Origin of the sequence: Fundidesulfovibrio putealis DSM 16056 (assembly GCF_000429325.1) — a bacterium.
GTDB lineage: Bacteria > Desulfobacterota > Desulfovibrionia > Desulfovibrionales > Desulfovibrionaceae > Fundidesulfovibrio > Fundidesulfovibrio putealis.
Map to the genome: position 1 here is coordinate 496,669 of NZ_AUBQ01000003.1, position 24,160 is coordinate 520,828.

At 65.5% G+C, this 24,160-nt stretch carries 23 protein-coding genes; 4 read left to right on the plus strand and 19 right to left on the minus strand.

Annotated features, from left to right (window positions below):
• The first annotated feature begins 153 nt into the window (after nt 1-153).
• From G453_RS0102345 to ldhH, 4 genes are all read left to right on the plus strand, one after another.
• Nucleotides 154-1,146 carry a polysaccharide deacetylase family protein gene (locus G453_RS0102345; protein ID WP_051271468.1) on the plus strand — a complete coding sequence of 331 codons (993 nt, stop codon included), beginning with the start codon at nt 154-156 and terminating at the stop codon, nt 1,144-1,146.
• Nucleotides 1,147-1,287: 141 nt separating this feature from the next.
• Complete coding sequence (locus G453_RS0102350; RefSeq protein ID WP_027189747.1) at nt 1,288-1,920, plus strand: hypothetical protein; 633 nt, start codon at nt 1,288-1,290, stop codon at nt 1,918-1,920.
• A gap of 454 nt (nt 1,921-2,374) precedes the next feature.
• Entirely contained in the window at nt 2,375-2,926 is a 552-nt protein-coding gene (locus tag G453_RS0102355) for a LutC/YkgG family protein (RefSeq protein WP_027189748.1), read from the plus strand.
• The gene (ldhH, locus tag G453_RS0102360) at nt 2,926-5,061 is read left to right on the plus strand and encodes an L-lactate dehydrogenase (quinone) large subunit LdhH (protein ID WP_027189749.1); all 2,136 of its coding nucleotides are present in this window, start codon (nt 2,926-2,928) and stop codon (nt 5,059-5,061) included. The genes G453_RS0102355 and ldhH overlap by 1 nt, the downstream gene beginning before the upstream one ends.
• 283 nt (nt 5,062-5,344) lie before the next feature.
• Here ldhH and G453_RS0102365 read toward each other — a convergent pair whose 3' ends face one another.
• The 19 genes from G453_RS0102365 to G453_RS0102455 all read right to left on the minus strand — a co-directional run bounded on the left by G453_RS0102365 (nt 5,345) and on the right by G453_RS0102455 (nt 23,956).
• Complete coding sequence (locus G453_RS0102365) at nt 5,345-5,908, minus strand: hypothetical protein (RefSeq protein ID WP_027189750.1); 564 nt, start codon at nt 5,906-5,908, stop codon at nt 5,345-5,347.
• A 185-nt stretch (nt 5,909-6,093) separates the two neighbouring features.
• Entirely contained in the window at nt 6,094-6,321 is a 228-nt protein-coding gene (locus G453_RS0102370) for a hypothetical protein (RefSeq protein ID WP_027189751.1), read from the minus strand.
• Between the two features lie 220 nt (nt 6,322-6,541).
• Nucleotides 6,542-7,804 carry an aldo/keto reductase gene (locus tag G453_RS0102375; protein ID WP_027189752.1) on the minus strand — a complete coding sequence of 421 codons (1,263 nt, stop codon included), beginning with the start codon at nt 7,802-7,804 and terminating at the stop codon, nt 6,542-6,544.
• On the minus strand, nt 7,801-9,561 hold the full coding sequence (locus G453_RS0102380; RefSeq protein ID WP_027189753.1) for a 4Fe-4S binding protein: 1,761 nt from the start codon (nt 9,559-9,561) through the stop codon (nt 7,801-7,803). The genes G453_RS0102375 and G453_RS0102380 overlap by 4 nt, the downstream gene beginning before the upstream one ends.
• Before the next feature lie 17 nt (nt 9,562-9,578).
• Complete coding sequence (locus G453_RS0102385; protein WP_043643961.1) at nt 9,579-10,607, minus strand: DUF362 domain-containing protein; 1,029 nt, start codon at nt 10,605-10,607, stop codon at nt 9,579-9,581.
• Entirely contained in the window at nt 10,604-11,863 is a 1,260-nt protein-coding gene (locus tag G453_RS21915) for a DUF6599 family protein (protein WP_235731669.1), read from the minus strand. Before G453_RS21915 ends, G453_RS0102385 begins: the two co-directional genes overlap by 4 nt.
• Before the next feature lie 121 nt (nt 11,864-11,984).
• A complete protein-coding gene (locus tag G453_RS0102395) occupies nt 11,985-12,614 on the minus strand; it encodes a hypothetical protein (RefSeq protein ID WP_027189755.1) in 630 nt (209 codons plus the stop codon).
• Between the two features lie 277 nt (nt 12,615-12,891).
• Nucleotides 12,892-13,161, minus strand: coding sequence for a DUF4911 domain-containing protein (locus tag G453_RS0102400; RefSeq protein WP_027189756.1), 270 nt, complete (start codon nt 13,159-13,161; stop codon nt 12,892-12,894).
• A 131-nt stretch (nt 13,162-13,292) separates the two neighbouring features.
• Nucleotides 13,293-14,393, minus strand: coding sequence for a M24 family metallopeptidase (locus G453_RS0102405; RefSeq protein ID WP_205620042.1), 1,101 nt, complete (start codon nt 14,391-14,393; stop codon nt 13,293-13,295).
• 8 nt (nt 14,394-14,401) lie between these two features.
• The gene (locus tag G453_RS0102410) at nt 14,402-15,781 is read right to left on the minus strand and encodes a protoporphyrinogen/coproporphyrinogen oxidase (RefSeq protein ID WP_027189758.1); all 1,380 of its coding nucleotides are present in this window, start codon (nt 15,779-15,781) and stop codon (nt 14,402-14,404) included.
• A 60-nt stretch (nt 15,782-15,841) separates the two neighbouring features.
• Nucleotides 15,842-16,588, minus strand: coding sequence for a hypothetical protein (locus tag G453_RS0102415; RefSeq protein WP_027189759.1), 747 nt, complete (start codon nt 16,586-16,588; stop codon nt 15,842-15,844).
• 20 nt (nt 16,589-16,608) lie between these two features.
• Nucleotides 16,609-17,475 (minus strand): DMT family transporter, encoded by an 867-nt coding sequence (locus tag G453_RS0102420; RefSeq protein ID WP_027189760.1) that lies wholly within the window; start codon nt 17,473-17,475, stop codon nt 16,609-16,611.
• A gap of 261 nt (nt 17,476-17,736) precedes the next feature.
• The gene (locus tag G453_RS0102425) at nt 17,737-18,216 is read right to left on the minus strand and encodes a hypothetical protein (protein WP_027189761.1); all 480 of its coding nucleotides are present in this window, start codon (nt 18,214-18,216) and stop codon (nt 17,737-17,739) included.
• 70 nt (nt 18,217-18,286) lie between these two features.
• Nucleotides 18,287-19,183 (minus strand): DMT family transporter, encoded by an 897-nt coding sequence (locus G453_RS0102430; protein ID WP_043643963.1) that lies wholly within the window; start codon nt 19,181-19,183, stop codon nt 18,287-18,289.
• Nucleotides 19,180-20,010, minus strand: a complete 831-nt coding sequence (locus tag G453_RS0102435; protein WP_027189763.1) for a DMT family transporter — start codon at nt 20,008-20,010, stop codon at nt 19,180-19,182. The genes G453_RS0102430 and G453_RS0102435 overlap by 4 nt, the downstream gene beginning before the upstream one ends.
• 497 nt (nt 20,011-20,507) lie before the next feature.
• Nucleotides 20,508-21,227, minus strand: a complete 720-nt coding sequence (locus G453_RS0102440) for an ABC transporter ATP-binding protein (RefSeq protein ID WP_027189764.1) — start codon at nt 21,225-21,227, stop codon at nt 20,508-20,510.
• Nucleotides 21,224-22,432, minus strand: coding sequence for an ABC transporter permease subunit (locus G453_RS0102445; RefSeq protein WP_027189765.1), 1,209 nt, complete (start codon nt 22,430-22,432; stop codon nt 21,224-21,226). The genes G453_RS0102440 and G453_RS0102445 overlap by 4 nt, the downstream gene beginning before the upstream one ends.
• Nucleotides 22,416-23,327: a branched-chain amino acid ABC transporter permease gene (locus G453_RS0102450; RefSeq protein WP_027189766.1), complete on the minus strand. Its 912-nt coding sequence runs from the start codon at nt 23,325-23,327 to the stop codon at nt 22,416-22,418. Before G453_RS0102450 ends, G453_RS0102445 begins: the two co-directional genes overlap by 17 nt.
• A gap of 281 nt (nt 23,328-23,608) precedes the next feature.
• Nucleotides 23,609-23,956 (minus strand): DMT family protein, encoded by a 348-nt coding sequence (locus tag G453_RS0102455; RefSeq protein ID WP_027189767.1) that lies wholly within the window; start codon nt 23,954-23,956, stop codon nt 23,609-23,611.
• Between the last annotated feature and the right edge of the window lie 204 nt (nt 23,957-24,160).

Here is a 24,160-nt window from a genome sequence, read left to right on the forward strand (position 1 = left end):
TCGAACCGGCGGCAGTCTTTCCAGGCCTCGATGGTCGCATGACCACTCGTGGGCGCAGGGTAGGCTGCCGTCTTCGTTTCGAGCGGGGCATGGCGTCCCTGCGCATGCTTGCTCCTGCCGCTCCACAAGAGTAGATCACCCGCTGGAGACACCATGCGCCGCATATTCACCGCTTCCTTGCTGATTTTCGTCCTGGGCCTGACGGGCTTTCTGCCTGTTCGCGCCTTTTCGGCGAGCCTGTGGAGCCCGGCTGAGCTGGCCGCCACCCCGGAGGAACGCAAGGCCGGACGCCTCACCGCGCCGGACCTGACCCCTCCCGACCGTACAGCCCCCCTGGCGGCGTTGGCTCCTCTCCCGCCAGAGAGGCGCGGCTCCATCCGCCGCGTGGACACGGGCGGCGAGAAGCTGGTGGCCCTGACCTTCGACCTGTGCGAGCTCTCGGACCAGCGCGCAGGCTATGACGGCGCAATAGTCGACTACCTGCGCGCCGAGGGCGTTCCCGCCACGTTCTTCGCCAGCGGCAAGTGGCTGCGCTCGCATCCGGAGCGCTCCATGCAGCTTCTGGCTGACCCACTGTTCGAGGTGGGCAGCCACGCCTGGACCCACGGCAACTTCGGGGTGCTCTCTCCTGAGCGCATGCGCGAGCAGATCGCCTGGACCCAGGCGCAGTACGAGCTGACCCGCGAGGCCATGGTGCAGCTGGCCGCGAAACGCGGGTTGCCGGAATTGGCTGCGGCGTCGCCTGCCAGCATCCGGGTGTTCCGCTTCCCCTACGGGCGCTGCCGGGCCGAGGCCCTGGAACTGCTGGCCGGGATGGGCATCGCCGCCGTGCAATGGGATGTGAACATGATGGACGCCGCCAAGACGCGCACCGCCCAGACCGTGGCCAGGGACGTGGAGCGCGGCGTAAAGCCCGGCTCCATCGTGCTGGGGCATGCCAACGGATTCGGCTACGCCACGGCGGACGCTCTGCGGCTGATCGTCCCGGCCCTGCGCGCCAAGGGCTATCGGTTCGTCACCGTGAGCGCGCTGCTGGACGCAGGGCGCGCCGTGACCGCTGCACAGTGTTATGATTCGCGCCCCGGCGACACGGACGTGTACGACGTCCTGTTCGGGGACGGTACCGTGCATCGGCGAAACAAGTAAGCGCGCGGGTGATGAGAAGGGCCGGAAATCCGTCCTGATTGTTGTCAGGTACGCATCCGCTTGGTATGGCATGCAGAAGTCGTCGGCAGGACGTTCCTTGCAGGCGGCTCGTGTTTATCCCGAATCGCTGGAGGTGCCGTCATGCCGCGTCTGATCTATGTCCTGGCCGTTCTGGCCATGCTGTGCTTCTCAGGCGTTCAGGCCCGCGCCCAATCGGGGAGCCTGTCCCTGAGCGACGAATCAATCCAGGACGCGCTTGGCTTACTGGGTGGTATCTCCCTTGGCGGACTGAACAATGTCTCCGGCGTGTCCGCGCCCAGCATTGCCATCGGCAGCGGGGCGTCCTCCACATCCAGCAGCCTGTCCGGGTTCGTGTCCTCGCTGTTCAATCCGGGCTCCAGCACGCTGGACCTCTCTTCAACCCAGGCGAACACGGGATCGCTGGGCAGCCTGTTCGAGTCGCTCTTCGGCACGCTGGCCAGCGCCGTGTCCAGTGGCACGTCCGGCAGCACGCCGTCGCTGTCGCAGCTCTTTTCCCAGCAGAACCTGAACCTGGCCCCGAGCTTCTCCTCGTCCATCCAGAACATCCTCTCGCCGCTTGCGTCCGGGACTTCCGGCCAGGATTGGGCGGGCCTCCAGACCAGCGTCCAGAACAACCTGAGCGCCCTGCAACCGGTCACGGCGCTTCAGGGCAGCGCGTCCTCGGTGAACACCACCACCAACAATGGCTTTACCTTGTCCATTTCAGGTTTCAGCTTCAACTTCGGCGATTGATGCGGCCTTTGGAGCGTTTGGGAGACCAGGGCGGGCTCCATACGGCAAGCGTCCTGTTTCCTGTGTGAGACGATAGGGCGCTCCTGCTCCTTGCACGCGCAGGCCTCCCCGCCGGGTGCGGCTCATGGGCCGCACACCGGAAAACGTGGCTGAAAGCCTCGCTCCAGTGCGCAAATAGCGGCGCGACGAGGTGCAAAATCGCGCCATTTGACTTTGCGCGATAATTTAACGTGCTGGAATTAAAGTTTTATATTTGCTTTCTTGACCAGTGCGGTCCGCAATCGCGTTTCAACCGCGAAAACATGCCATTCAGGGCCGAATCCGGCTGGTTGAATTTTTTTTTCCTTTTTTTTGCCGGAAGGCGTAGCAGAGTCTGCAAGGCGGCGCGCCACCATTGGAGCCGCGCTGGAAACGGGCGGACCGACCGGACGCCCCCCACCCTGGAGGACCGAACATGTTTGATCTCTTCAAAGCAAAGGCCGAGGCCGTCAGCGCCGAGGTTCACCGCTTCGCCACCAAGAGCGAAGGGCTGGCCTTCATCAAGGAAACCTTCCGTACCGAAGGCATCGCGGACGAGCCCAAGAAGTACGCCGTCTGGACCGACTGCCCCATCCTGGAAGGCGTCGATAAGGACGAGATGGCCAAGGAATTTCCCGGCCTGAAGTTCAACGTCACCCGCGACCTGGCCGAGCAGTCCCACATCGGCGTCACCCAGATGCAGTGGGGCCTGGCCAACACGGGCACCGTGGCCCAGAACTCAACCGCCGCCGCCGAGCGCCTGGCGTCCTCGCTGTCCTGGATTCACGTGGCCATCGTGGGCACGGCCAACATCCTGCCCGACATGCCCGCGCTTCTGGAGACCGTGCACCCCAAGGACTGCGCCTATCTGGCCCTCATCACCGGGCCGAGCCGCACCGCTGACATCGAGCGCGTGCTCACCATCGGCGTCCACGGCCCTGAGAGACTGATCATTGTCTGCATCGACGACCTGGGAGGGGCGAACTAATGGCCAGCACTGAATTTAAGGAATCGGTAGACAAGGCGCTTAAAAACGCCAACCTGACCGGCGCGCTCGGCCGCTTCTCCGAAGCCTACGCCGTGGCCCGCAAGAACGCCTACGCAGGCATCGACTTCGAACAGCTGCGCGGACGCGTCGCCGCCATCAAGGGCTACGCCGCCGAACACATGGACGAGCTGGCCGAGCAGTTCACCAAGGCCGCCACCGCGCGCGGCGCCAAGGTGTTCCGCGCCAACTCCCCCCAGCAGGTCAAGGAGTACATCGCCAATCTCTGCCGCGAGAAGGGCGTCAAGCGCATCGTGAAGTCCAAGTCCATGGCCACCGAGGAGATCCACCTGAACGACCACCTGATCAAGCAGGGCATTCAGGTGAACGAGACGGACCTTGGCGAATGGATCATCCAGCTGGCCGGACAGACCCCCTCGCACATGGTCATGCCCGCCATCCACATGACCCGCGACGAGGTGGCCGACCTGTTCAGCAAGGAAATTGACGAGCGCCTGTCCAACGACATCCCCAAGCTGGTCAAGGTGGCCCGCAAGGAGTTGCGCACCAAGTTCCTCCAGGCCGACATGGGCATCACCGGCGGCAACATGGCCATCGCCGAGACCGGCACCATCGCCCTGGTGACCAACGAGGGCAACGCCCGCCTGACCACCACCCTGCCCAAGATCCACGTGGCCGTGGTGGGCCTTGAGAAGCTGGTGCCCAACTGGGCCGACGCCGCCCCCATCCTGGTGGCCCTGCCCAAGAGCGCAACCAGCCAGCAGCTCACCAGCTACGTGAGCCTGATCACCGGCCCCACCCCCAACGACGACGGCTCCATGAAGGAGATGCACATCATCCTCATGGACAACAAGCGCTCCGAGATGGCGGCCGACCCCATCTTCAAGCAGGCCCTGCAGTGCATCCGCTGCGCCTCCTGCCTGAACGTCTGCCCGGTCTACCGTCTGGTGGGCGGCCACGTGTTCGGCAAGGTCTACACCGGCGGCATCGGCACCATCCTCACCGCCTGGTTCGACGAGCTCAAGCGCAGCGAGGAAATCCAGAGCCTGTGCATCCAGTGCGGCAACTGCAAGCAGGTCTGCCCCGGCCAGATCGACATCCCGGCCCTCATCCTGGAGATCCGCCGCAGGCTGACCCAGGAGCAGGGGCAGGGCGTGGTCCAGAAGACCATCTTCTCGGTGGTCAACAACCGCAAGATCTTCCACGGCATGCTGCGCGCCGCCTCCAAGGTGCAGGGACTGGTGGCCAAGGACGGCTTCATCCGCCACCTGCCCATGTTCCTGTCCGAGCTCTCCGAGTTCAGGAGCCTGCCCGCCATCGCGGACAAGCCCTTCCGCGACGTGTTCGACACCATCCAGCAGCCCGTTCTCCAGAAGAAGATCGCCTTCTACGGCGGCTGCCTGATCGACTTCGCCTACCCCGAGATGGGCGTGAAGCTGGTCAAGATCCTGAACAAGGCCGGATACAACGTCACCTTCCCCAAGGATCAGACCTGCTGCGGCGCGCCTGCGCGCTACAACGGCGCCTATGAAGTGGCCGCCGACAACGCCACGGACAACATCAAGGCCCTGCTGTCGGAAGAGGTGGACTACGTTGTCTCCGCCTGCCCCACCTGCACCTGCGCCCTGAAGCACGAGTTCATCGAGGTCTACGAGAGCGTGGGCAGGCGCGACATGCTGCCCAAGGCCCGCCGCCTGGCCACCAAGACCGTGGACTTCTCCACCCTGGTGAAGCAGCTGGTGGACGAGGGCAAGCTGAGCTTCAAGGAAGGCCAGAGCCTGGGCACCATCACCTACCACGACTCCTGCCACCTGAAGCGCACCCTGCACGCCGAGAATGAGCCCAGGGAGCTGTTGACCCAGGCTGGCTACCAGATCGAAGAGATGTTCGAGTGCGACATGTGCTGCGGCATGGGCGGGTCCTACTCCCTGAAGTTCCCGGAGATCTCCAAGCCCATCCTCACCCGCAAGCTCGGCAACATCAAGGCTTCGGGCGCCCAGACCGTGGCCATGGACTGCCCCGGCTGCGTCATGCAGATCAAGGGCGGCTTCGACAAGGACGGCGCCAGGGTGAACGTGAAGCACACCGTGGAACTCCTGGCCGACCAGCTGAAATAACGAATGAATAACCGGACGCTCCGCCATCGCGGCGGAGCGTCCGGCAAGATATCTCCCGGTCGAATGGCGGCCCTCGCAGGGAAATCGGTCGCCCTGCGGGGGCCGCCGTCTCTTTGAGGGCACGCCCGACTGCCTGTGAAGGCCGTCCAAATGAGAAGGCGGGAGCAATCCGATGCTCCCGCCCCAAAAGATCAGGCTCCGTGCAAACTTTCCCCGTCCTCCAGCCTTACGAACCACCCACCCACCGGCTCAGTCCGGGCAATAGGACTCGCATCCTGATCCCTTAAATGCCGCCGGGCTTGGGCGAGGTCAGGGGCTTGCCCTTGGCCACGTAGTCCTCCACGGGCAGGTTGGCCTTCTTGAAGATGTCGTTGTTCATGATGATGAAGGTGATGACCTTGTTGGTCTCGCGCATGATGATGGTGATCTTGTCGTCCTGCCAGGCGTTGCGCTGGCTCACCTGGTCCATGAACACCGGCGCGCCGAACTGCTGGATGAAGAACGCGGTGAGGTCCTTGGCCTTGCTCTCGTCAGCGGGAACGATCACGATCCCGCCGAATTTCTTGTCGATGAAGGTGAAGCTCATCTTAACGGGGATGTTGTTCACGTTCATGGCCGTTCCGCCCTGTACCGGGACATTGATGGCCGAGCCGGACGCTTCGAAGCCTCCGAACTGGATGCCCCTGCCCTGGATGTCGCTTATGCTCTGTCCCCAGTTAATGCCGCGAAACCCGGCGTGCATTTCCGACAGGTCGTTGGGTCTGCCTCCCTGGGCGAATGCCAGAGAACAGGAAAGCAAGGTTGCCATCAGGGCGAGGGCCGAAGCCAGGGGAAAGCGGCGCATCATAGAGAGCCTCCATGGGGGTGATGATTCCAGCGTAGTATGAAAATGCCTCTTTGCAGCGCCGGTGTCAACGAGAGGCGTGCCGCCGGGCGTAAGCCGCAACGAGGGATGCGCCGACCAAGCAAGGCCAAAAAAATCGGCGGGAGCACGGACTGCTCCCGCCGATTCAAACAAACCGGAAGAAATACTTATTTCTTCTTGGCGGCCTTGGGGGCTTCCTTGCCGGGAGCGGGGTAGTTCATGACGATTCCGCCCATCTTCATGCAGTCATTGGTGGTGGCGGTCATGACTTTCTTGTCGCCCACGGAGCATTCCCACTTGGGGGCAGCCTTGGGGGCTTTGGCCTTGGCGGCGAAAGCGGCTCCGGCGGAAAGGGACATGGCAAGGACCAGGGCGGTTGCAAGCAGCTTCTTCATGGCGATAGACTCCTATCGAAAGGTTTTCCGGCATCTTAGCCAAGCCGAAGCCTAGCGGCAAGAAGTTTCATGAACGAATGTTCATGTTTCATGAAAGTAATCCTTACCGCCCGTTCTGTGTCTGGAGCCGCCACGTTCCCTTCACCTCATGTGCCAGACAACATTGGAATGTTACGCATGTTGCCGGCATTATCAGTGGACAGCCGCCCCGCCCCCGGCCTTACGCCAGAAGCGTGCTCGCCTCGCGCATCAGCTGCGCGATTGCCAGCCCCTGCGGGCAGGCTTTCTCCGCCTGGGAGTAGTCCACGTCCAGAAGCCTCAAGCGGGTTTCCTCGGGCAGCGCGGCGAACACCTCGCGGGCCAGCTCCGGCTCGGCGTAGTCGCGGTAGTACATCAGGCAGCGCATCACGTCGTTCACCGGCACCAGCCCGCCCACCGCGCCCTGGCAGATGCTGCCGCATCCGGCGCAGTAGTCGCCCTTGGTGCACTCGGCCAGCCGGGTGAACACGTCCACGTCCTCGCGGGCAAGCGTTGTCTTGTCGCGGGCGCAGGCCACGTTGGCCGAGAGGATGGTCAGGTTGGGCATCTGGGAGCAGATGCTGGCGATTTCAGGATTGTCCCACACGGCCTTGAGCTTGGCCTGCTTGTCGGTGAAGCCCCGCTCCAGGAAGCGTCCGGCCAGGGTCAGCTCCTCCGGGGTGTCGGTCTTCACCGGACCGCCGCCCTGGGTCTTCATGGCCACCACGCCGATGCCCGCCTTGACGCAGTCGGCCAGGGCCTGCTTCATCTTGGGGGTCTGCATCAGCCGGTAGTTGTAGGTGACCATGACGGCGTCGATCCAGTCCAGCTTGGCCGCAGCCAGCATGCAGTCTTCCATGTTGGTGTGGGTGCTGAAGCCGAAGAATTTGATCTTTCCGGCCTTCTTCATCTCGGCGGCCCACTCTTTGTAGGGCTTCATCTCGTCCACGCTGCCGATGGCGTGGATGAAGAACAGGTCAAGGTAGCTGGTTTGCAGGCGCTTAAGCGCTGCGTCGAGCTTGGCGGTGTTGTCTACGGAACCGGCTTTGCCGCCGGAGAAGTTGTCGCCGGAGCCTTGCCTGTGGGTGAACTTGGACACCAGGAAGATGTCCTTGCGCGCCTCGGGGTTGCGGCCGAAGTAGCGGCCGTAGCCCTCCTCGGACAAGCCGTTGCCGTAGGCCTCGGCGGTGTCCCAGTAGGTGACGCCCCAGGCGTGGGCTTGCTTGAGCAGCAGCTGGTTGTTGATGGTGTCGAACATGCCGCCAAGGCCCAGCACGGAGACGTCCACGCCGGTCTTGCCGAGCTTGCGCTTGGGGATGGCGGTCAGGCCGGATGCCTGGCTTGCAGTCGGCTGCGTGGCGGCCAGGGCCGCTGCCGGGGCGACGGTGGCCGCAAGTCCGGTGAGGCTCGCGGTCTTGAGAAAATCCCTGCGGGAGAGTCCTGACTCGGTATTTTTGTCTTTCATGCCTCGGTCCTCCGTTGCTCGATGAGCATCCGTCCTTTGGTGGATCGGGATTCGTTCTCGCTGTATACGCGTATGGCCCGAAGCCCGGACACCGGGCATTCGTGTTCGCACATGCCGCAGCCGATGCAGCGGGCCGGGTCCACGTAGGGCCGCTGCAGGCGCACCACGATCTCCGCCCGTTCTCCGCGCGTTAGCCCCGGCCAGTTCTGCGGCGGCCTGTCCAGCGTCAGGCGCGAGCCCGCCTGGGCCAGGATGCGCCGGGGGATGGCGTCCGGCCTGGAAAGAGGCCGCACCGCGTAGTCCCCGCTGCCAAGGTTCAGGCCCACGGGCGGCTGCGTGGCCAGATCAAGCGCGTCCCCCTGGAGACGGGCAACCGAGGCCGTGCCGCCGCGCACCGGCTCGAACACGGTGCGGGTGTGGATGGCCTTGGGGCTCACGGGGCAGAGCTCCTGGCAGACGATGCAGGGGCGGTCCATGACCCAGGGCAGGCAGCGAGAGCGGTCCACGAAGGCCGTGCCCAGGCGCACCGGGCCGAGCTTGGCGTATTCGCCCGCGCCATGCTTCTCCTCCAGGCTCAAGGGGCGGATGGCCGCCGTGGGGCAGGCCTGCCCGCAGGCGATGCAGTTCACCTGGCAGCCGGAGCGCCCGGTGCGGAAGTTGAGCGAGGGCGTCCACAGCCCCTGCACGCCGGACTCGAAGAGCGAGGGCTGGATGATGTTGGAAGGGCACACCCGCATGCACTGGCCGCAGCGGATGCATCGGCTCAGGAAACGCTCCTCGTCCAATGATCCGGGGGGCCGTATCAGCAGCGCGCTGCGCCCGGTGTCGGCCAGCGCCCCCACCCGCCACAAGGGAACGGTGAGCGCCCCGGCTGCCACGGCCACGATGGCTCCGCGCCGGGAGATGTCCGTGACCGGCTGCTCCCCGGCGGCGGACGGGCGGGCCGCGAAGCCCATGCGTCCGCTGGGGCACTGGCTCAGGCAGTTCATGCACATGACGCACTCGCTGTGCACCAGCTCCCCCGAGGGGCGGCAGGCTCCCTCGCAGTACTGCTCGCACAGGCGGCAGTCGCCGCAGCGGCCTTGATCGGCCTTGACCACGCGCCAGGGCGCGAAGCGTCCCACCAGGCCAAGCATCGCCCCCAACGGGCAGAGAAAGCGGCAGAAGAAGCGCGGGCGGACGAGATTCAGCCCGATCACCGCCAGCAGCACCGCGCCCAGGGTCCAGGCGGACTCGTAGGCGCGCGGCTCGTCGCTCAGCACCGTGGTCCGGGCGTCCAGCACGGGCAGGATGGTCAGGTTCACGGAGCGGTGCAGGAGCGGCAGCGGGTCCAGAAGCCCGGTCTGCACCGAGCCCAGCGCGGCGCAGGCCAGGAAGAAGGCCAGGATGACGTATTTCAGGCCCTGGAGCCGATGATGGGCGTTGTCGCGGGCGCGCTCCAGGGGTTTTGCCCCGCGTCGGGACAGCCAGCCCGTCAGCTGGTTCAGCGCTCCCAGCGGGCAGACGAAGCCGCAGAAGGCCCGACCCAAAAGCGCCGTGAGGGCCACCGTGGCCAGCGCCCAGGCCAGCGGCGCATAGAGCGTCCCGGTGGCCAGAAGGGTGGTCAGGGCGGTGAGCGGGTCCAGGCCGAGAAACCAGTTGATGGGCCAGCCGCGCAGCTGCCACCACTGAGGCCCCACGGTGGCCGCCACGCACAACCAGAGGAACAGCGCCAGGAAGAAGCCCTGGCTTATGCGCCGGACAGTGACGATGCGCATGGCGGGTGAGGCCCCTCTCAGGCTCCCGCGTCCAGATACGCGGGGTTGAGGGATTTGTAGTCGGCGGTTCCCGCCCCGGCGGCCTGGGCCATGCGGATGTAGGGGATGTCGTCCAGGGTGCGGCCCAGAAGCTCGGCCCCCAGCGCGTCGGCGGCCACGGGGTCGGTGGTGACGATCATGGTGGCCGTGGCCTTGAGGTCCGAGAGGGAGCCGCCCGTGGGGCCGTTGGACATCATGGCCATGGTGCCGTCCAGCACCGAGAGCGTGGGGCGGGTCAGCACGGAGAGCTCGGTGATGATGGCGCTGATGTCCTGGTGAAACACGTTTCGCCTGCCGCCAAGCAGCCCGTACATGTTTTTCAGCAGCATCGAGGCCCCGGCGCGGGCATGGTCCTTGACCGGGGCCAGGGCGATCAATTTGGTGACCCCGGTGAAGGCTCCGGCCAGCACGGGCCAGTCGCGCAGGAGGTGCGCGCCTGGGAGCGTCACCGGAGCGAACAGCCCGGCGCGCGGGAGGATGAGCGAGGCTCCGGCGCTCCGGGCGGCCTCGGACAGCCCGGAGATGGCGAAGCAGCTCTCCGGGTTGTTGATGGGGTTGTCGGTCACGGAGACTTTGGCCGCTCCGGCCTTCATGCAGGCGGCGGCAACGGCGGCCAGCAGGTCCGGGTGGGTGGTGGCCCCCAGCGCGGCGGGCGAGGAGAATGCGGCATTGACCTTTATGAGCACGTGGTCGCCCTTCCTGATGAAGGCCTCCATGCCGCCCAGCGCCCGCACGCCCTGCCCGAACATGGCGGCGCGGTCGTTGCCGCGCACCACGGCCATGCGGGGTGTGCCCGCCGGGAGGTCCTTGATGGAGAAGTCCCCCAGGCCGGGCAGCACTTTACTCTCCGGCACGGGCGGCGGTCCGGCCCGGTCCAGGAAGGCAAGCCCCAGCCCGCCTGTGCCCACGGCGATGGCCGAGGCGGCGGCTACGCGCTTGAGGAAGTCGCGGCGGTCCATTTCGGAGTTGCGGTCAGGGGTATGGTCTGGCTTGGTCTCGCTGCTCACGGCTTGGACGCCTCCTGGGCGGAATCAAGGGAACGCGACATCGCCGCAGCCAAGGCCAGCGCCGCTTCCGTGTTTGCCGCGTCGTGCACCCCGGCCAGCGCGCGGCCCTTGGACATGACCACCTGCACCAGGGTGTCCATGGCCATGATGGTCACTCCGGGCAGGCTTTGCACAGGCGCGGGCTTGAACCCGTTGGCGGCCAGGAAATCGATATACGCCTTGGCCTGGGCGGCAGCCTCTTCAGGAGTGGCGCGCACGGCCAGGAAGGCTGCGGCCTCGCCCTGGGGCAGGACGTATTCGGCGGTGTACACGTTCTGGAATCCTTCCAGCCCCAGCGCGTCGGACACTGCCAAGCGCACGGCGTCCTTCTTCAACCCTTCGGGTGGGAAGAGGTCCGTGTCTGCGCCGGAACCCTGGCTGTCCTCCGATGGCAGGGCAGCCAGCAGGGCCTTGGCCATGGATTCCAGGGCCGGGCGCAGCTGGGGCGAGGCCTGGTCCCCGATAAACTCCAGGTAGAAGCGGTCCTTGGTGAGGAAAATGGCGTTGTCGGTGGCGTAGGCGTTGGCCGTGAGCGACAGCTGGTCCGCCCCCTGGCGGCGCTGGCCGCTGAACACGGCGAAGGCGTCCTTGGGGGACTCCATGGCGTAGAGGTACACGTCCACGCGCGCCCCGGCTGCGTCGCCAGCCGAGAACGCCCGGTTGGACATCTCCTGGAAGCCCGAAGCCAGATACAGCTCGGCCTTGCCGTCGATTTTGTCCGAGAGCGTCTCGGCGTTGTAGCTCTCCACCGGTGAAAGCGCGGCGGCGTCGCCCAGCGCCTCCAGGAAGGTCGCTGTCAGCGAGGCCACGTCGCCCTGCTGCCGGGAGACAAGCTTGGCCGCACCCTTGGGGTGGTTCATGGCCACGACCACCGCCGGATTGAACTGGGCCTGGCGCACAAACAGCCAGACCGTCAGCACGGCCAGCACGGAAAGCACGGCGTACCCGGCCAGACGCTCGCCCGGCCCCGGTCGCCTGCCGGAGCGTTTCGGACGTCCAGGCCGCTCCGGCTGCCCCTGATGCCCCTGCTGCAACGAGGCAGGCCGTCCGGCGCTGGTATTCCCCAGCTCCCCGGCGTGAGCCGCGAGACTGCCCGACGTTTGGCCCCAGTCTTGGCCCAGGGTCTGGCTCGGGCTTTGGCCGGGGGGCTGGCCCAAGTTCTGGCCCAAAGGCTGGACCAGGGTCTGGCCCTGGATCTGACGTGTCGTCTGGCTCATGGAAAGTACGGCATCCTCTCCGGGTATTCGCTCGTTTTCCAAACTATGGCGGAATCGCTCCTGAAGCCTGCATGCAAATCGGCCTACGCTGCCCGTCCTGCGCGCAAGGCCGAGCGCTTCGCTACTTGGATATCTTCGCGCCCTGCTTCAGGTCATAACACGGCGCAAAGGCCATGTCCTGGCGCAGGACCTCTTCGGGGGGTTTTCCGCCTGTGAGTTCGCCGTTCTTCATGATGAAGCGCAGCTCGCCGCCGACCTTCATTCCCTCGGTGACGGCCTTTTCCAGGCGGTCGCGGGTGGCTCCGTATTCGCCCTCGGCCTTGTTCTTGTGGAACTGCTTGCGCCACTCGATCCACTGCTTTGGGGTCATGGCGGACTGGTCCACGAACACGTAATAGGCCACCCCGCCCGGGGCGTCCGGGCAGTCGACTTCAAGATAGAGCGTGTATTCCAGGGGTGTGTCCGGCTTCTGGGGCTTGGCGATGCGGGCTTTTTCGCCCTCCTCGATGAGCCAGGCCGTGGGGCACTTGAGGGAGGCGGCGAAGTCCTTCACGGAGCCGAACAGGAAACAGGGTTCCATCTCGTCCGCCAGGAAGAACCCGGCCAGGAAGGCGTCGGGAGGCGTGTAGGGAGTGAGGCCGCTTGCGGTTCGAAGTTCCTGGGCGCGAGGGCTGATCGCGCTGGCCGGGGTCGGCGCAAAAAGACATGTGAGGACCAACAGGCTCAGGCAGCAGAGCGTGGCGCGGGGCATACGACCCTCCTCAACGGGATGCGGTGGATGGAGTACTCTTAAACAAGTGTTTAAGAAACCTCACGGAAGATGGTCAAGTGACTTTTTTGTTAGTCGATGCAGCGGCTCACCAGACATAGAAAAAGAGGCTGACGGTCAGCCTCTTTCTTGAATCGAAACGGTTCGGATACCTGCCCTGTGAGCGCCAGGGCGACACGGCTGCGAGCCAGCAGAACCCATAAGGGATTCCACAAGGGCGAAGCCCTTTGGCTGCCGGAGGCTTTCTTACCCCGATACGCTAGGGCAGGGCCACCACTTCCAGGGGCAGGGCCTCGCGGGCCTCGTCCAGGAATTCGCGCATCTCGCGTTGGCAGTCGGGCGAATAGCTCACTTTCAGGATGGCGGCGTGACGGTCCGCCACGCTCATGAGCCCCAGATGCCCGTGGGCCTCCAGCAGGAACTTGAAGAGCGCGATGTGGCGCTGCTCGAGCTTCACGTAGACCCGCGACGACCATCGGGGGGCGCGGTAGGGGGTCTTGCGTTTGCGCGGGCGGGGTTCGCAGGGCATTTCGCTTCGTGTCCTTGTACTGTGGTTACCGGCAGTAAACCTGTCCGGCTGGAATGAAGTCAGGGCCGCGGCTTGAGCGCACGCCCAAGCCACGGCCCCGTGTTGGTTCAAATCCGTGCCTGCGCGCGGAGCTAGGCTCCGTCCTGCCCCAGAATCCGGCAGCCGTCTTCGGTGACCACCACCATGTGCTCCCAGCGGATGCCGCCCCACTCGGGGTAGTACAGGCCGGGCTCCACGGTGATGACCATGCCCGGCTCGAGCACCCCCTCGGCGATGGGGGAGAGGCTGGGGGCCTCGTGGGTTTCCAGGCCGATGCCGTGGCCCAGGGCGTGGGTGAAGGCCTTCTCCACGCCGAACTCCTCAAAATAGCCCCGCGCGGTGCGGTAGGTCTCGGAGATGGGCAGACCCGGCCGGATGGCGGCGATGGCCTTGGCCTGGGCCATCTGGGTCAATTCCAGGGCCTTGCGGAAGTGGTCGGGGGGGCGGTTGCCCACCCAGAAGGTGCGGGTCTGGTCGGAGTTGTAATCCCCCAGGCGCGCGCCCATGTCCACCAGCACCATGCACTCCTCGGTGATCTGGTCGCGGCCGGGCTCGGCGTGGGGCAGCGCGGCGTTGGAGTTCACGGCCACGATGGGCGAGAAGGCCAGCTCCGAGGCTCCCAGGTCGCGGAAGAGCTGCTCCAGCCGCCAGGCGGCCTCGCCCTCGCTGCGTCCTGGGAGCAGGATGTCCGGCGCGGCCAGCATCACCTTCTCGTTCAGGGCGCAGGAGCGGTCCATGCGGGCGATCTCTTCGGGCTCCTTGATGCGTCGAAGCCCTTCAACCAGACCGTGGGAGGCGTTCAGCGTGAGCGTCTCGCGAAGCTGCTCGCAGGTGTCCACGCTCATGGCGCGGCTCTCGAAGGCCAGGGGGCCGGGATGGATCTTGGCCAGATATTCTCGCACCTGGGCGTTCTTCTGGCCGGAATAGATGAAGATGTCCTCTTCCGGCCACAGCCTGCGGGCGGCGTCCAGGAAGCGGGGGTCGGTGAGCAGCTTGTCGCGTCCGGTGGTGCTGATGAGCAGCATCCCGGAGGACTCGTTGCATTGGGAGTCGTGCAGTTCAAAGCCGCTCAGGTAGTAGCGGTTGGCCGCATGGGATACCAGAAGTGCGGTGCGTCCCGCCTCGCGCAGGCGCGCGCGCAGCTTTTCGCGCCGCTCGGCGTACACGTCGGCGGTGAAGGGTGCGTCGGTCACGTGAATCCTTAAAGGGCGTACGTTGTTTCAGCCTTGCCGGTGACCATGCGCTCGGCCCACTCCACGCCCTGCATGACGGAGTGGTCCATGTTGCTCACCTCGTACTTCCAGCCCCCGAAGCGCCCCCGGCTGAAGATGCCCTGTGATTCCAGCCAGGGCTGGATCGCCCCGAGCGCCGCGTCGCGGCCCAGGGTGGGGATGGGGTAGGAGTAGTCGAGGCGCATCTCCCAGGTGGAGACGACGGCGTCCCGGTCCTTTTCGGACATGAGCGACACGTTTACAAGACCGTCGACCACGCTGTCCAGGTGCGATTCGGGTTCCGGCTTGTGCTCCGAGAAGCTGACCTCGGTCATGTAGGCGCGCTTGCGCACCGTCATGCCGTCTGGGTCCGGGGTGTTGTTGGGCGAATAGTGATGGAAGTTGGTGACCCGGTAAAAGGGATTGTCCGACTCCGGGAAGTACATCCAGCAGCGCGAATCCGTCTTGGCCCCTTCCACGCCCACGCCGCCGATGTAGCCGCCGCTGTGCTCCAGGCCGCCTGCGCCCTGGCGCACCGAATCTGGCGCGTCTGTGAGCAGCTTGGTGGCCAGGATGTCCAGCGGGCCGGTGAACAGGAGCTTCTGGTAGCCGAAGCGCTCGCCGGTGTCGCAGGTGACTTCCTTCTTCTGCGGTTCAATGGACACCACGCTGCGCTTGTAGCGAACGCGGTCGCCTAGCTTTGCGGCCACGCGGCGGTAAATCTCGCCGGTTCCGCCGGTCAGGGGGAATTTGAACAAGTTGTTGGGCCCCCAGGACACGTCGTCCAGGCCCAGGAGGATGTTCTTGAGCACCTTCTCCAGGTCGACCACGCTGACGCGCTCGCCGATCCACTTGTAGCTCATGCGCTCGGGCGGGGTGGCCCAGACCTTGAAATTGTAGGGCAGCATGAAGTGCCTGGCGATGCCGGCGCCGAAGATATGCTCGATCCACTCGCGGAAATGGGCGGGCGTGAAGCCCTCCGTGCCGATGCCGCCCTCGGGGCGCGCGCCGGGCAGGAGCCCCCGGACGCAGTCCCAGGCCATCTCGCGCGGGAGGTAGCGGATGTTGTTCTGGAAGGGGTAGGGCGTCCAGGATTTGGCGATGCGCACCCAGGCCTCGCGCTGATGCTCCAGATACTCGCCGCCCAGGGCCTCTTCCAGCATGCGGTCGAAGTAGTCGTAATGGGAGAAGACCACGTGGCCGCCCACGTCCCAGGTGAAGCCCTGCGCGTCCTTGAAGCTGGCGGCCAGGCCGCCCGGATAGTCGTTGGCTTCCAGCACCGCGAAGTCGTGGATGCCGAGTTCCGTCAGGCGGCGGGCTGCGCCAAGGCCGGTGGGTCCGGCCCCGATGATCAGGTAGGTGTACTGCACGATTCTTCCTCCATGAAGATTCGCGCGATTTTAAGCAAAAAGCAGACCAGGGCGTGCGGTTCAGGGCTCGGGGATGACTCCGTATTGCGCCAGGAGCATGCCGCACACGCCGACCAGGTCGTTGTCGGCCAGCCGTTCCTTGTAGAAACGCGGCACGTCCTCCAGCGGCACGGCGGCCATCTCGTTGTGCTCCGGCGCGGGAGTGGCGGCCCAGGCGCCCAGCACCTCGCGGTGGTCCAGGTCCATCTCCAGGGCCACGCCCAGCTCCCAGATGTTGGTGGCGGTGTTCTCGATGAGCGCGAAGGGGCGCAGCAGCCGAGACGCGCCAGCCGTGTTCAGGTCGCAGCCCAGGTTCAGGCCCAGTTCCCCACGCAGCTCATCCAGGAAGACCTTGCGCCAGGAGAGCGACCCGTCCGGCTCGCGCAGCTCGCCCGGGATGGTTCCGGAGGGGGCCGGTTCCCACAGGCCGCCCTCGATGGCCAGCGACGCCTTGCGCCGCCCGAAGAGCATGTGCCCGCCTGCCACCACCAGCCCGCTCACGGCCAGGGAGCGCACGCGAAGCTCCGCGAAAAGTTCCGGGCGGCGCTGCTGGGCCACGTACCAGGAATAGTCGGCCAGAAATCCGTGAGCCTCGCCGGATTCGATGCGGTCCAGGCTGAAAATTGTGCCGTTGAAGAGGTTCGGGCGCGCGAGTTTTTCGCTCTCCCAGGTGGCGTGGACCGTGTCCAGCGCGGCAGCCGAGGGCGTCGGCGCGGGGGCGGCGTCCAGGATGCGCAGCTCCAGCGGGACCGGATGGGCGACGTACATGGACTGGACCTCCTTGTGTCTCAGCGCCTGGCCGCGACGATGGTCATGATGACGGCGGTCAGGATCAGGGCGGAACCGGCGTACCCGAGCGCCGTGAAGCGCTCTCCGAAGAACGAAAAAGCCAGCAGGGCGGACACCACCGGCTCGAGCGTGGCGATCACGGCGGCGCGGCTGGCCTCGATGCGCCTCAAGCCCGCGTAGTAAAGCGAGTATGCCCCGTATGTGCAGCACACCGCAAGAGCCACGCAGGCCGCCCAGGCCGAAAGCGGATGCGGTTCGAAGCTGAAGAAGGGCAGCATGCAGGCCCCGCCCACGGGCAAGGCGTACAGGAACACCGTGGGCGTGGCGTAGCGGTTCAGGAAGGCTTTGCCGAAGATGTAATAGAGCGCGTAGGTGATGCCGGACAGAAGTCCAAGTGCGATGGCCGCGAGGTTCATGGAGCCGCCAGCCCCGGCTGCCCCGTTCGCACCGTCTCCCAGGCTGACCCCGGCCACGCCGAGGATGGTCACGGCCACGGCGGCGACGGTCACGGGAGTCAGGCGCTCCTTGAGGATCTTCCAGGCCAGAAGCGCCACCCAGGCCGGAGCCGTGTACAGGAGCACCGAGGCCAGGGCGGCCCCGCCTGCGCGCACGGCCAGCACGTAGCTGGCGAACAGGCCGAAGATGCACACCACGCCGAAACCGGCCACCCAGGGCAGGTCGCAGGCGTCCACCTTCATCCTGCTAAGCCGCCAGGCGTGGACCGCGTAGAGCACCCAGGCCATCATGGCGCGCCAGAAAGCCACCTCCAGCGGGGACATCCCGGCCTGGAAGGCGAATTTGGAGAGCGGACCGATGAACCCCCAGAGCAGGGCGGCAGCGGCCACGAGGGCGTAACCTGCGAACATGACGGGACGTTCTAGCGTCAACACGCGGCGAAAGAAAGCACAATCGGCAGGAACCTTTGCAGTTGGGATGGCGTGACGCCTGAGACCTCCGCGCCCCGCAGGGATCGGGAAGTGCCGGGACATACGCTGGAGCGGTGCAGCAGGAAGCAGCGTCGAGGCGCGCCGGGACAAGGCCTCGCACGTTTACGGCGAAGCGCTGTGGCTTTGCGAAGCGTGCTGTCGGACATGGCCCGTGCGGGCCGGGGCCATGCGAGGGGCGCGTCAGAAGCTGCGCTTGAGCAGTACCCCGGCGGACGGGGCGGGCGTGTTGTTGTGGCCGCCGGACTGGCTGTAGGGCCTCACGGAGCCGCCTTGCGAACCGGGCATGTTGAAGACGCCGGTGATTTCGGTGTCCTTGCCGGGGTACAGCGTGGCGGCCAGCCCGGGAGAGGAGCGCTCGAAGGTCTTGGGCTCGCGCCCGATGGAATCCTGGGGCGTGACGGCCTCCACTGCGGGCCGGACCTCGGGCTTCAGGTTGATCTTCTCGGATTTGCCCGGCGTCTGGTTCTTTTGTGCGGGCTGCAAACCCTTCACTCCGGCAGCGGAGGAGCCGGGCTTCTGGGTGATGATCTCGCGTGCGCTGGAATCGGGTACGGTGATCTTCTGGGCGAGGGCAGGAGTCGCGAACACGACAACCAGGACCAGGCTCAACGCCATGGGCCGCGCAGACCACCGGGAAATTAAGGCCTGGGGAGGGATCATGCCTGCTCCTGATTCGTGCCGTCTGGATGTGTAGCTAACCATCCGGACGCCGTCAGGCAAGTGGGGCTGATTACTTCGCCGGGCGGACCGGCCTGCCAAGGTTGTTGGTCAACGCCACGCCGCACAGCACCAGCGCGCCGCCAGCCAGCAGCGAGGCGTCCACCTGCTCGCCCAGGAACAGCACCCCCATCGTGGCGGCGGAAACCGGCACGAAATTGATGAACACCGCCGCCCTGGACGCGCCGATCTCCCGGATGCCCTGGTAGAACCACACGAAGCCCACGCCCGTGCCAAGCACTCCCAGATAGGCGATGGCCGCCCAGCCAGTGGCGGACAAACGCGCCGCCTGCTGCATCAGCCCCTCGTTCAACGCGGGCGGCAACAGCATGAACATGCCCACCACGCAGGAGCAGGTCACTGCTGCCAGCGGCGTGAGCTTGCCCATCACCTGCTTGCCCAGGAGCGAATAGGACACCCAGGAGAACATGGCCCCCACAATGGCCAGATCGCCAAGGCTCACAGCGCCCGTGAACAGCCCCAGCGGGTTGCCGTGCCCGATGACCAGGGCCGCGCCCGTGAGGCACAGCACTACTCCCGCCATCTTGTTGCGCGTGAGCGGTTCCCGGAAGAACACGAAGGACAGAAGCGCGATGAACACCGGGTTCCCGGCCACGATGATGGCCGCGCGTCCGGCAGGAACGTAGGTCAGGCCCCACAGGAAGAACACGTTGTACAGAAACACGCCCGTGGCCCCCAGGCCGCACAGGAGCAGGAGCATCCTGGCGTCCAGGCGGGGCAGTGTGCCTTCTTTCCACAGGAAAAAGCCCACCAGAAAGATGTTGGCTGCCACGAAGCGCAGGAACGAGGCCGAAAAGGGCGCGATCTCGCCGCCCAGCATGCGCCCCGCGATGAACGTGCCGCCCCAGATGACCGCCGTGACGAACAGCTTGATGGTAGTCAGGCTCATCTGCCCCTCGCGGCCAGCACGCCCTGCATGGTGGCTGCCCCCAGCACGATGATGCCGCCAATCATGGCCATGCCAGAGGGCTTCTCGCCGATGAACAAAAACACCCACACCGGGTTGAAGATGGGCTCGATCACCGGGATGAGCATGCCCTCCAGGGCGCGCACGTGGCGGATGGCCTTGGTGTAGATGAAGTAGGCAAGGCCCGTCTGCACGATGCCCAGGGCCAAGAGGCCGCCTACGCCCGCCATGTTGGGGAACGGCCCCTGGAAGTAGAAGGGCAGGCAGCCCACGGCCAGAATCGCGTTTCCCAGCAGCACCGCCTCGGTCTGGCCGCCCCGGTCGCCGAGGCGGCGCAGGCACAGGGGGATGCCCGCGAAGGTGACGCTCGAGGCCAGGGCCAGCAGGATGCCCAATTGGCCGTCCGGAGACACGTCGTCCCAGAAGAACAGCGTCATGCCCACCACGGCCAGGGCCAGCGCGGCCCAGTCGCTGCGGCGCGTGGGTTCGCCCAGGAACCGGGGAGCCAGCAGCGCCACATGGATGGGGGCCAGGTACTGGAGCACCACGGCGTTGGCTGCCGTTGTCAGGCGCGTGGCGGACACGAACAGCAGCATGGTGGCGGCGGTGGCAACGGCAGCGCCGATCAAGGGCCAGCTGAAGTGGATTTTGGGTTTGCCGAGCGCCAGGGCCAGGAACACGGCGGCAATGGCAGAGCGCGCCCCGGCGATGGCCAGGGGGTTCCAGTCCACGCTCTTTATGAACACGCCGCCCAGCGACCAGAGCGTAGCCGTGAAGACGAGGGCCAGGGTGGCGCTTTTGCGGGTCATGCGTACGTCCTGTGGCTAAAGAGAAGAAGGGGGATGCCTCCGGCGGCCAGAGAGGAAACTTTTTTCCAAAAAGTTTCCTCTCTGGACTCTCCTTCAAAAACTTTTAAGTAGCTTCGCGGGGTGGCGCGATAAGCCGTCGTGTCGTGGGCTGAAGGCAGGGGGCTGGGGGTTGTTCCGTCCACGCCATGCGCGGCGGGCTCGAACCGATGTGAAGACGATTCGTCGCCCGCCGCGCATGGCGCGTCCGTGACAACCCCCAGCCCCCTGCCGGAGTCACCAGACAGGTATGCGAATTCCACATGGGACGCGGCAACGTGCTTGGCCCGGAACACAGCCCCGCGCAGGTATGCGAAGCTAACTGAGGGTCCAGGGGGATCATCCCCCTGGCGGGAGAGTGCAGAGAGGGCGGAGCCCTCTTTGCCCGCCGGAGGCATCCCAAATGACAATACGCATTCTACTCGTGACGAGTTCATGGAAGTGATCGGAGCGTTCCGGGGCTATTCGCCCAGGTACGCTTTGCGAATCTCGGGATTGTCCAGCAGGCTTGCTGCCGTGTCGGTCATGGCGATACGGCCGGTCTCCATGACGTAGCCGCGCTGCGCGAGCTTCAGCGCCAGGTTGGCGTTCTGCTCCACCAGCAGCACGGTCATGCCTTCTTCCTCGCTTACGCGGCGGATGATGGAGAAGATGTGCTCCACGATGAGCGGTGCGAGCCCCAGCGAGGGTTCATCCAGCAGCAGGAGCTTCGGTCTGCCCATGAGGGCGCGTCCGATGGCCAGCATCTGCTGCTCGCCGCCGGAGAGCGTGCCGCCTTTTTGCGCGGCGCGCTCCTGGAGGCGCGGGAACAGCTCGAACACGTGGGCCATGTCGCGGCGCACGGCGTCGTGGTCGGTGCGGAAATACGCGCCCATGTCCAGGTTCTCGGCCACGGTGAGGCGAGGGAAGATACGCCTGCCCTCGGGCACTTGGCACAGCCCCATGGCCGGGAGCTGCTCGGCGGGGATGCTGGCGGTGTCCTGGCCGTTGTAGAAGATCTGGCCGCCCATGGGTTTTAGTATCGAGCTTATGGCCATGAGTGTGGTGGACTTGCCCGCGCCGTTGGCCCCGATGATGGTGACGATCTCGCCCTGCTCGATGCGCAGGTCGATCTCGCGGATGGCCGGGGCGCGGCCCCAGCCAGCACTTAGGGACTTGAGTTCAAGGATGGGGGCGTTCATGCGTGGTCCTCCTCGGAGCGGCGTCCCACGCGCTTGGCCGGGATGAGCCCTGCCGGGCGCACCAGCATCATGATTGCCATGGCCGCGCCGAAGACCAGCATGCGGTAGTTCTCGAAATCGCGGAAGACTTCCGGCAGCACGATAAGCGCCAGCGCCCCCAGCACGATGCCCGGAATGGACCCCATGCCGCCAAGCACCACCATGGCCAGCACCATGGCCGACTCGATGAAGGTGAACGACCCCGGCGACACGAAGCGCATCTTGGCCGAGAAGAACGCCCCGGCCAGCCCGGCGAACACCGCGCCCATGGCGTAGGCCAGAAGCTTCAGGGTGAAGGTGTTCACGCCCATGATGCCAGCGGCGGTCTCGTCCTCGCGGATGGCCTCCCAGGCGCGGCCTATGCGCGAATCGGCGAGGCGGCGCACGGCGACCACCGTGAACAATGCGATGGCCAGGATCAGGTAATACTGCGACTGCGGGCTTCTGATGAGAAAACGCGTCATTTCCCATCCCTGTTCGGGGTCGGGATAATAGATGGCGGCGGGCTTCACGCCCAGGATGCCGTTGGGGCCGCCGGTGAGCTTCATCCAGTTGTTGAGCACAAGGCGCAGGATTTCGCCAAAGCCCAAGGTGACGATGGCCAGATAGTCGCCGCGCATGCGCAGCGTCGGGTAGCCGATCATGCACCCGGCCAGCGCGGCCAGGGCCACGCACAGGGGCAGGGCCAGCCAGAAGGACAGCTGGTAGTGCACGGAGAGCAGCGCGTAGGTGTAGGCCCCGACGCCGTAGAAGGCGATGTAGCCAAGATCCAGAAGGCCCGCGAGGCCCACCACCACGTTGAGCCCCAGGCCCAGGGTGACGTACACCAGTACGTTGATGGCCACGTCCTGCCCGTAGCGCGACGACAGGATCGGGAAGGCCAGAAGCGCCAGCAGCCCGGCGGACTTCCACAGCCAGCCCGGCGTGCGAGACAGGCTGGAGGCAGCCCTGCCGACCGAACGCCCGAAGCCGACGTCCACGCTCTCGTTCAGGCGCTTGAGGCCAAGCCAGACCACCACGGCCAGCATGACCGCGCCCACGATGCGCGCCGCCTTGCCGAACTCCAGGCCAGCGGGCGTGATGCCGGTCATGGGCCAGACCAAAAGGAACAGCCAGACGGCTCCCAGGAGCAGCTTGCCTAAAAGGGCCTTAGACGCGGGTGTCATTGATGTTCTCGCCCAGAAGGCCGGTTGGCCGGAAATACAGCACCGCGATCAGGATGATGAAGGCGAACACGTCTTTGTACTCGCCCGAAATGTAGGCAGCGGTGAAGATCTCGGTGATGCCGATGATGAGCCCGCCGAGCATGGCCCCGGTGATGGAGCCGACCCCGCCCAGAACAGCCGCAGCGAAGGCCTTGATGCCGGGCACGAAGCCCATGTCGTAGCGCACGGAGCCGTAATAAAGCCCCACCAGGATGCCCGAGGCGGCGGCCAGGGCCGCGCCGATGGCGAAGGTGACGGAGATGATGCGGTCTGAGCTAATGCCCACAAGCGTCGCCATCACGCGGTCCTGGGCGGTGGCGCGCATGGCCTTGCCCAGGCGGGTCTTGAACACGAGGCGGTTCAGGCCCACCATCAGGAGCGCCGTGATGGAAAGCGCGATGAGCTGCAAGTAGGTGAAGTTGAATTCGCCCACGCCCACCGCGCCCTTGGCGAACACGCCGGGGTAGGTCTTGTCGTAGACGCCCTGGGTGAGCATCAGGCCGTTCTGCAGGAAGATGGACATGCCGAGCGCCGACAGCAGCACCGAGAGTTTCGACGCCTTGCGCAGCGGCCTGTAGGCCACTTTCTCCACGCCCATGGCAAGAACGGCGCAGTAGGCCATGGCCAGCAGGAAGGCCAGGGTCAGGCACAGCCAGGGGTGGGTCTGCATGTAGCCCTGGGAGTCCATCCAGGCCAGCAGGATGACGCCCATGTAGCCGCCGGCGGCGAAGAACTCACCGTGGGCGAAGTTGATGAGCTGGATGATGCCGTAAACCATGGTGTAGCCCAGGGCGATCAGGGCGTAGAAACCACCAAGGGTTATGGCGTTAATGAGCTGCTGAAGAAAAAAGTCCATAATCCAGAGGTTTTCCGTGTCGTATGTTCTATGTTTGGGAAACGGTCTCCCTGAGTGGTCGGGGGCCTGTTGTTTGAGCAGACGAAACCCGTTTCCGTCAAGGCTGGGAAGCCTTTGGAGCGCGATTTATTTTCAAATTGGTGGTTCCGGCGGACATGGGGGCGTGCGCCCTCATGACTTGCCTCGCAGGAAGGCCGGAGTGTCAGGACTGGACAGAGGCTGGCCGGGGCAGGCCGGGAAAAGGGGTGCGGCCGGGTTGGCGGGAGAGGTCGGAGGCGCCTTCAGGAACGGAAGATGAAATACACGGCCCCCACGAGGCACAGAGCGGCCCACAGATGGTCGAGCTTCAGGGGCTGGTTCATGTACCAGATGGAAAACGGCGCGAACACCGACAGGGTGATGACCTCCTGCATGATTTTGAGCTGCGGCAGGGTGAGCGTGCCGTAGCCTATGCGGTTGGCAGGAACCTGAAGCAGGTACTCGAACAGGGCGATGCCCCAGGAGAACACCGCCGCGATCCACCAGGGGCGGGCGTGCATCTCCTTCAGGTGGGCGTACCACGCGAAGGTCATGAACACGTTGGAGGCGATGAGCAGGCCGACAGTGGTGAGGATGGTCGTGTTGAACATGGAGTTGTCCGGCTGTCCGTCCGGTGGGGCGGGCTATGATGTGCATCGGTCGCGCCAGCGCCCGACTGCCGGGAGAGCTCCTAGTGCCTTTCACGGCCTGACGCAAGGCTTGGCCGAAGTGCTGAGCGTCCCTTCTTTTCCGCAAAACCTTGGCCATAAAAAAGCCGGGCCGCGCTAGGCGCGGCCCGGCAGGGACTCGAAAGC

Coding starts and splice junctions, on each gene's coding strand:
- G453_RS0102345 (WP_051271468.1), top strand. CDS start 154: ATGCGCCGCATATTCACCGCTTCCTTGCTGATTTTCGTCCTGGGCCTG.
- G453_RS0102350 (WP_027189747.1), top strand. CDS start 1,288: ATGCCGCGTCTGATCTATGTCCTGGCCGTTCTGGCCATGCTGTGCTTC.
- G453_RS0102355 (WP_027189748.1), top strand. CDS start 2,375: ATGTTTGATCTCTTCAAAGCAAAGGCCGAGGCCGTCAGCGCCGAGGTT.
- ldhH (WP_027189749.1), top strand. CDS start 2,926: ATGGCCAGCACTGAATTTAAGGAATCGGTAGACAAGGCGCTTAAAAAC.
- G453_RS0102365 (WP_027189750.1), bottom strand. CDS start 5,908: ATGATGCGCCGCTTTCCCCTGGCTTCGGCCCTCGCCCTGATGGCAACC.
- G453_RS0102370 (WP_027189751.1), bottom strand. CDS start 6,321: ATGAAGAAGCTGCTTGCAACCGCCCTGGTCCTTGCCATGTCCCTTTCC.
- G453_RS0102375 (WP_027189752.1), bottom strand. CDS start 7,804: ATGAAAGACAAAAATACCGAGTCAGGACTCTCCCGCAGGGATTTTCTC.
- G453_RS0102380 (WP_027189753.1), bottom strand. CDS start 9,561: ATGCGCATCGTCACTGTCCGGCGCATAAGCCAGGGCTTCTTCCTGGCG.
- G453_RS21915 (WP_235731669.1), bottom strand. CDS start 11,863: ATGAGCCAGACGACACGTCAGATCCAGGGCCAGACCCTGGTCCAGCCT.
- G453_RS0102395 (WP_027189755.1), bottom strand. CDS start 12,614: ATGCCCCGCGCCACGCTCTGCTGCCTGAGCCTGTTGGTCCTCACATGT.
- G453_RS0102400 (WP_027189756.1), bottom strand. CDS start 13,161: ATGCCCTGCGAACCCCGCCCGCGCAAACGCAAGACCCCCTACCGCGCC.
- G453_RS0102415 (WP_027189759.1), bottom strand. CDS start 16,588: ATGTACGTCGCCCATCCGGTCCCGCTGGAGCTGCGCATCCTGGACGCC.
- G453_RS0102420 (WP_027189760.1), bottom strand. CDS start 17,475: ATGTTCGCAGGTTACGCCCTCGTGGCCGCTGCCGCCCTGCTCTGGGGG.
- G453_RS0102425 (WP_027189761.1), bottom strand. CDS start 18,216: ATGATCCCTCCCCAGGCCTTAATTTCCCGGTGGTCTGCGCGGCCCATG.
- G453_RS0102430 (WP_043643963.1), bottom strand. CDS start 19,183: ATGAGCCTGACTACCATCAAGCTGTTCGTCACGGCGGTCATCTGGGGC.
- G453_RS0102435 (WP_027189763.1), bottom strand. CDS start 20,010: ATGACCCGCAAAAGCGCCACCCTGGCCCTCGTCTTCACGGCTACGCTC.
- G453_RS0102440 (WP_027189764.1), bottom strand. CDS start 21,227: ATGAACGCCCCCATCCTTGAACTCAAGTCCCTAAGTGCTGGCTGGGGC.
- G453_RS0102445 (WP_027189765.1), bottom strand. CDS start 22,432: ATGACACCCGCGTCTAAGGCCCTTTTAGGCAAGCTGCTCCTGGGAGCC.
- G453_RS0102450 (WP_027189766.1), bottom strand. CDS start 23,327: ATGGACTTTTTTCTTCAGCAGCTCATTAACGCCATAACCCTTGGTGGT.
- G453_RS0102455 (WP_027189767.1), bottom strand. CDS start 23,956: ATGTTCAACACGACCATCCTCACCACTGTCGGCCTGCTCATCGCCTCC.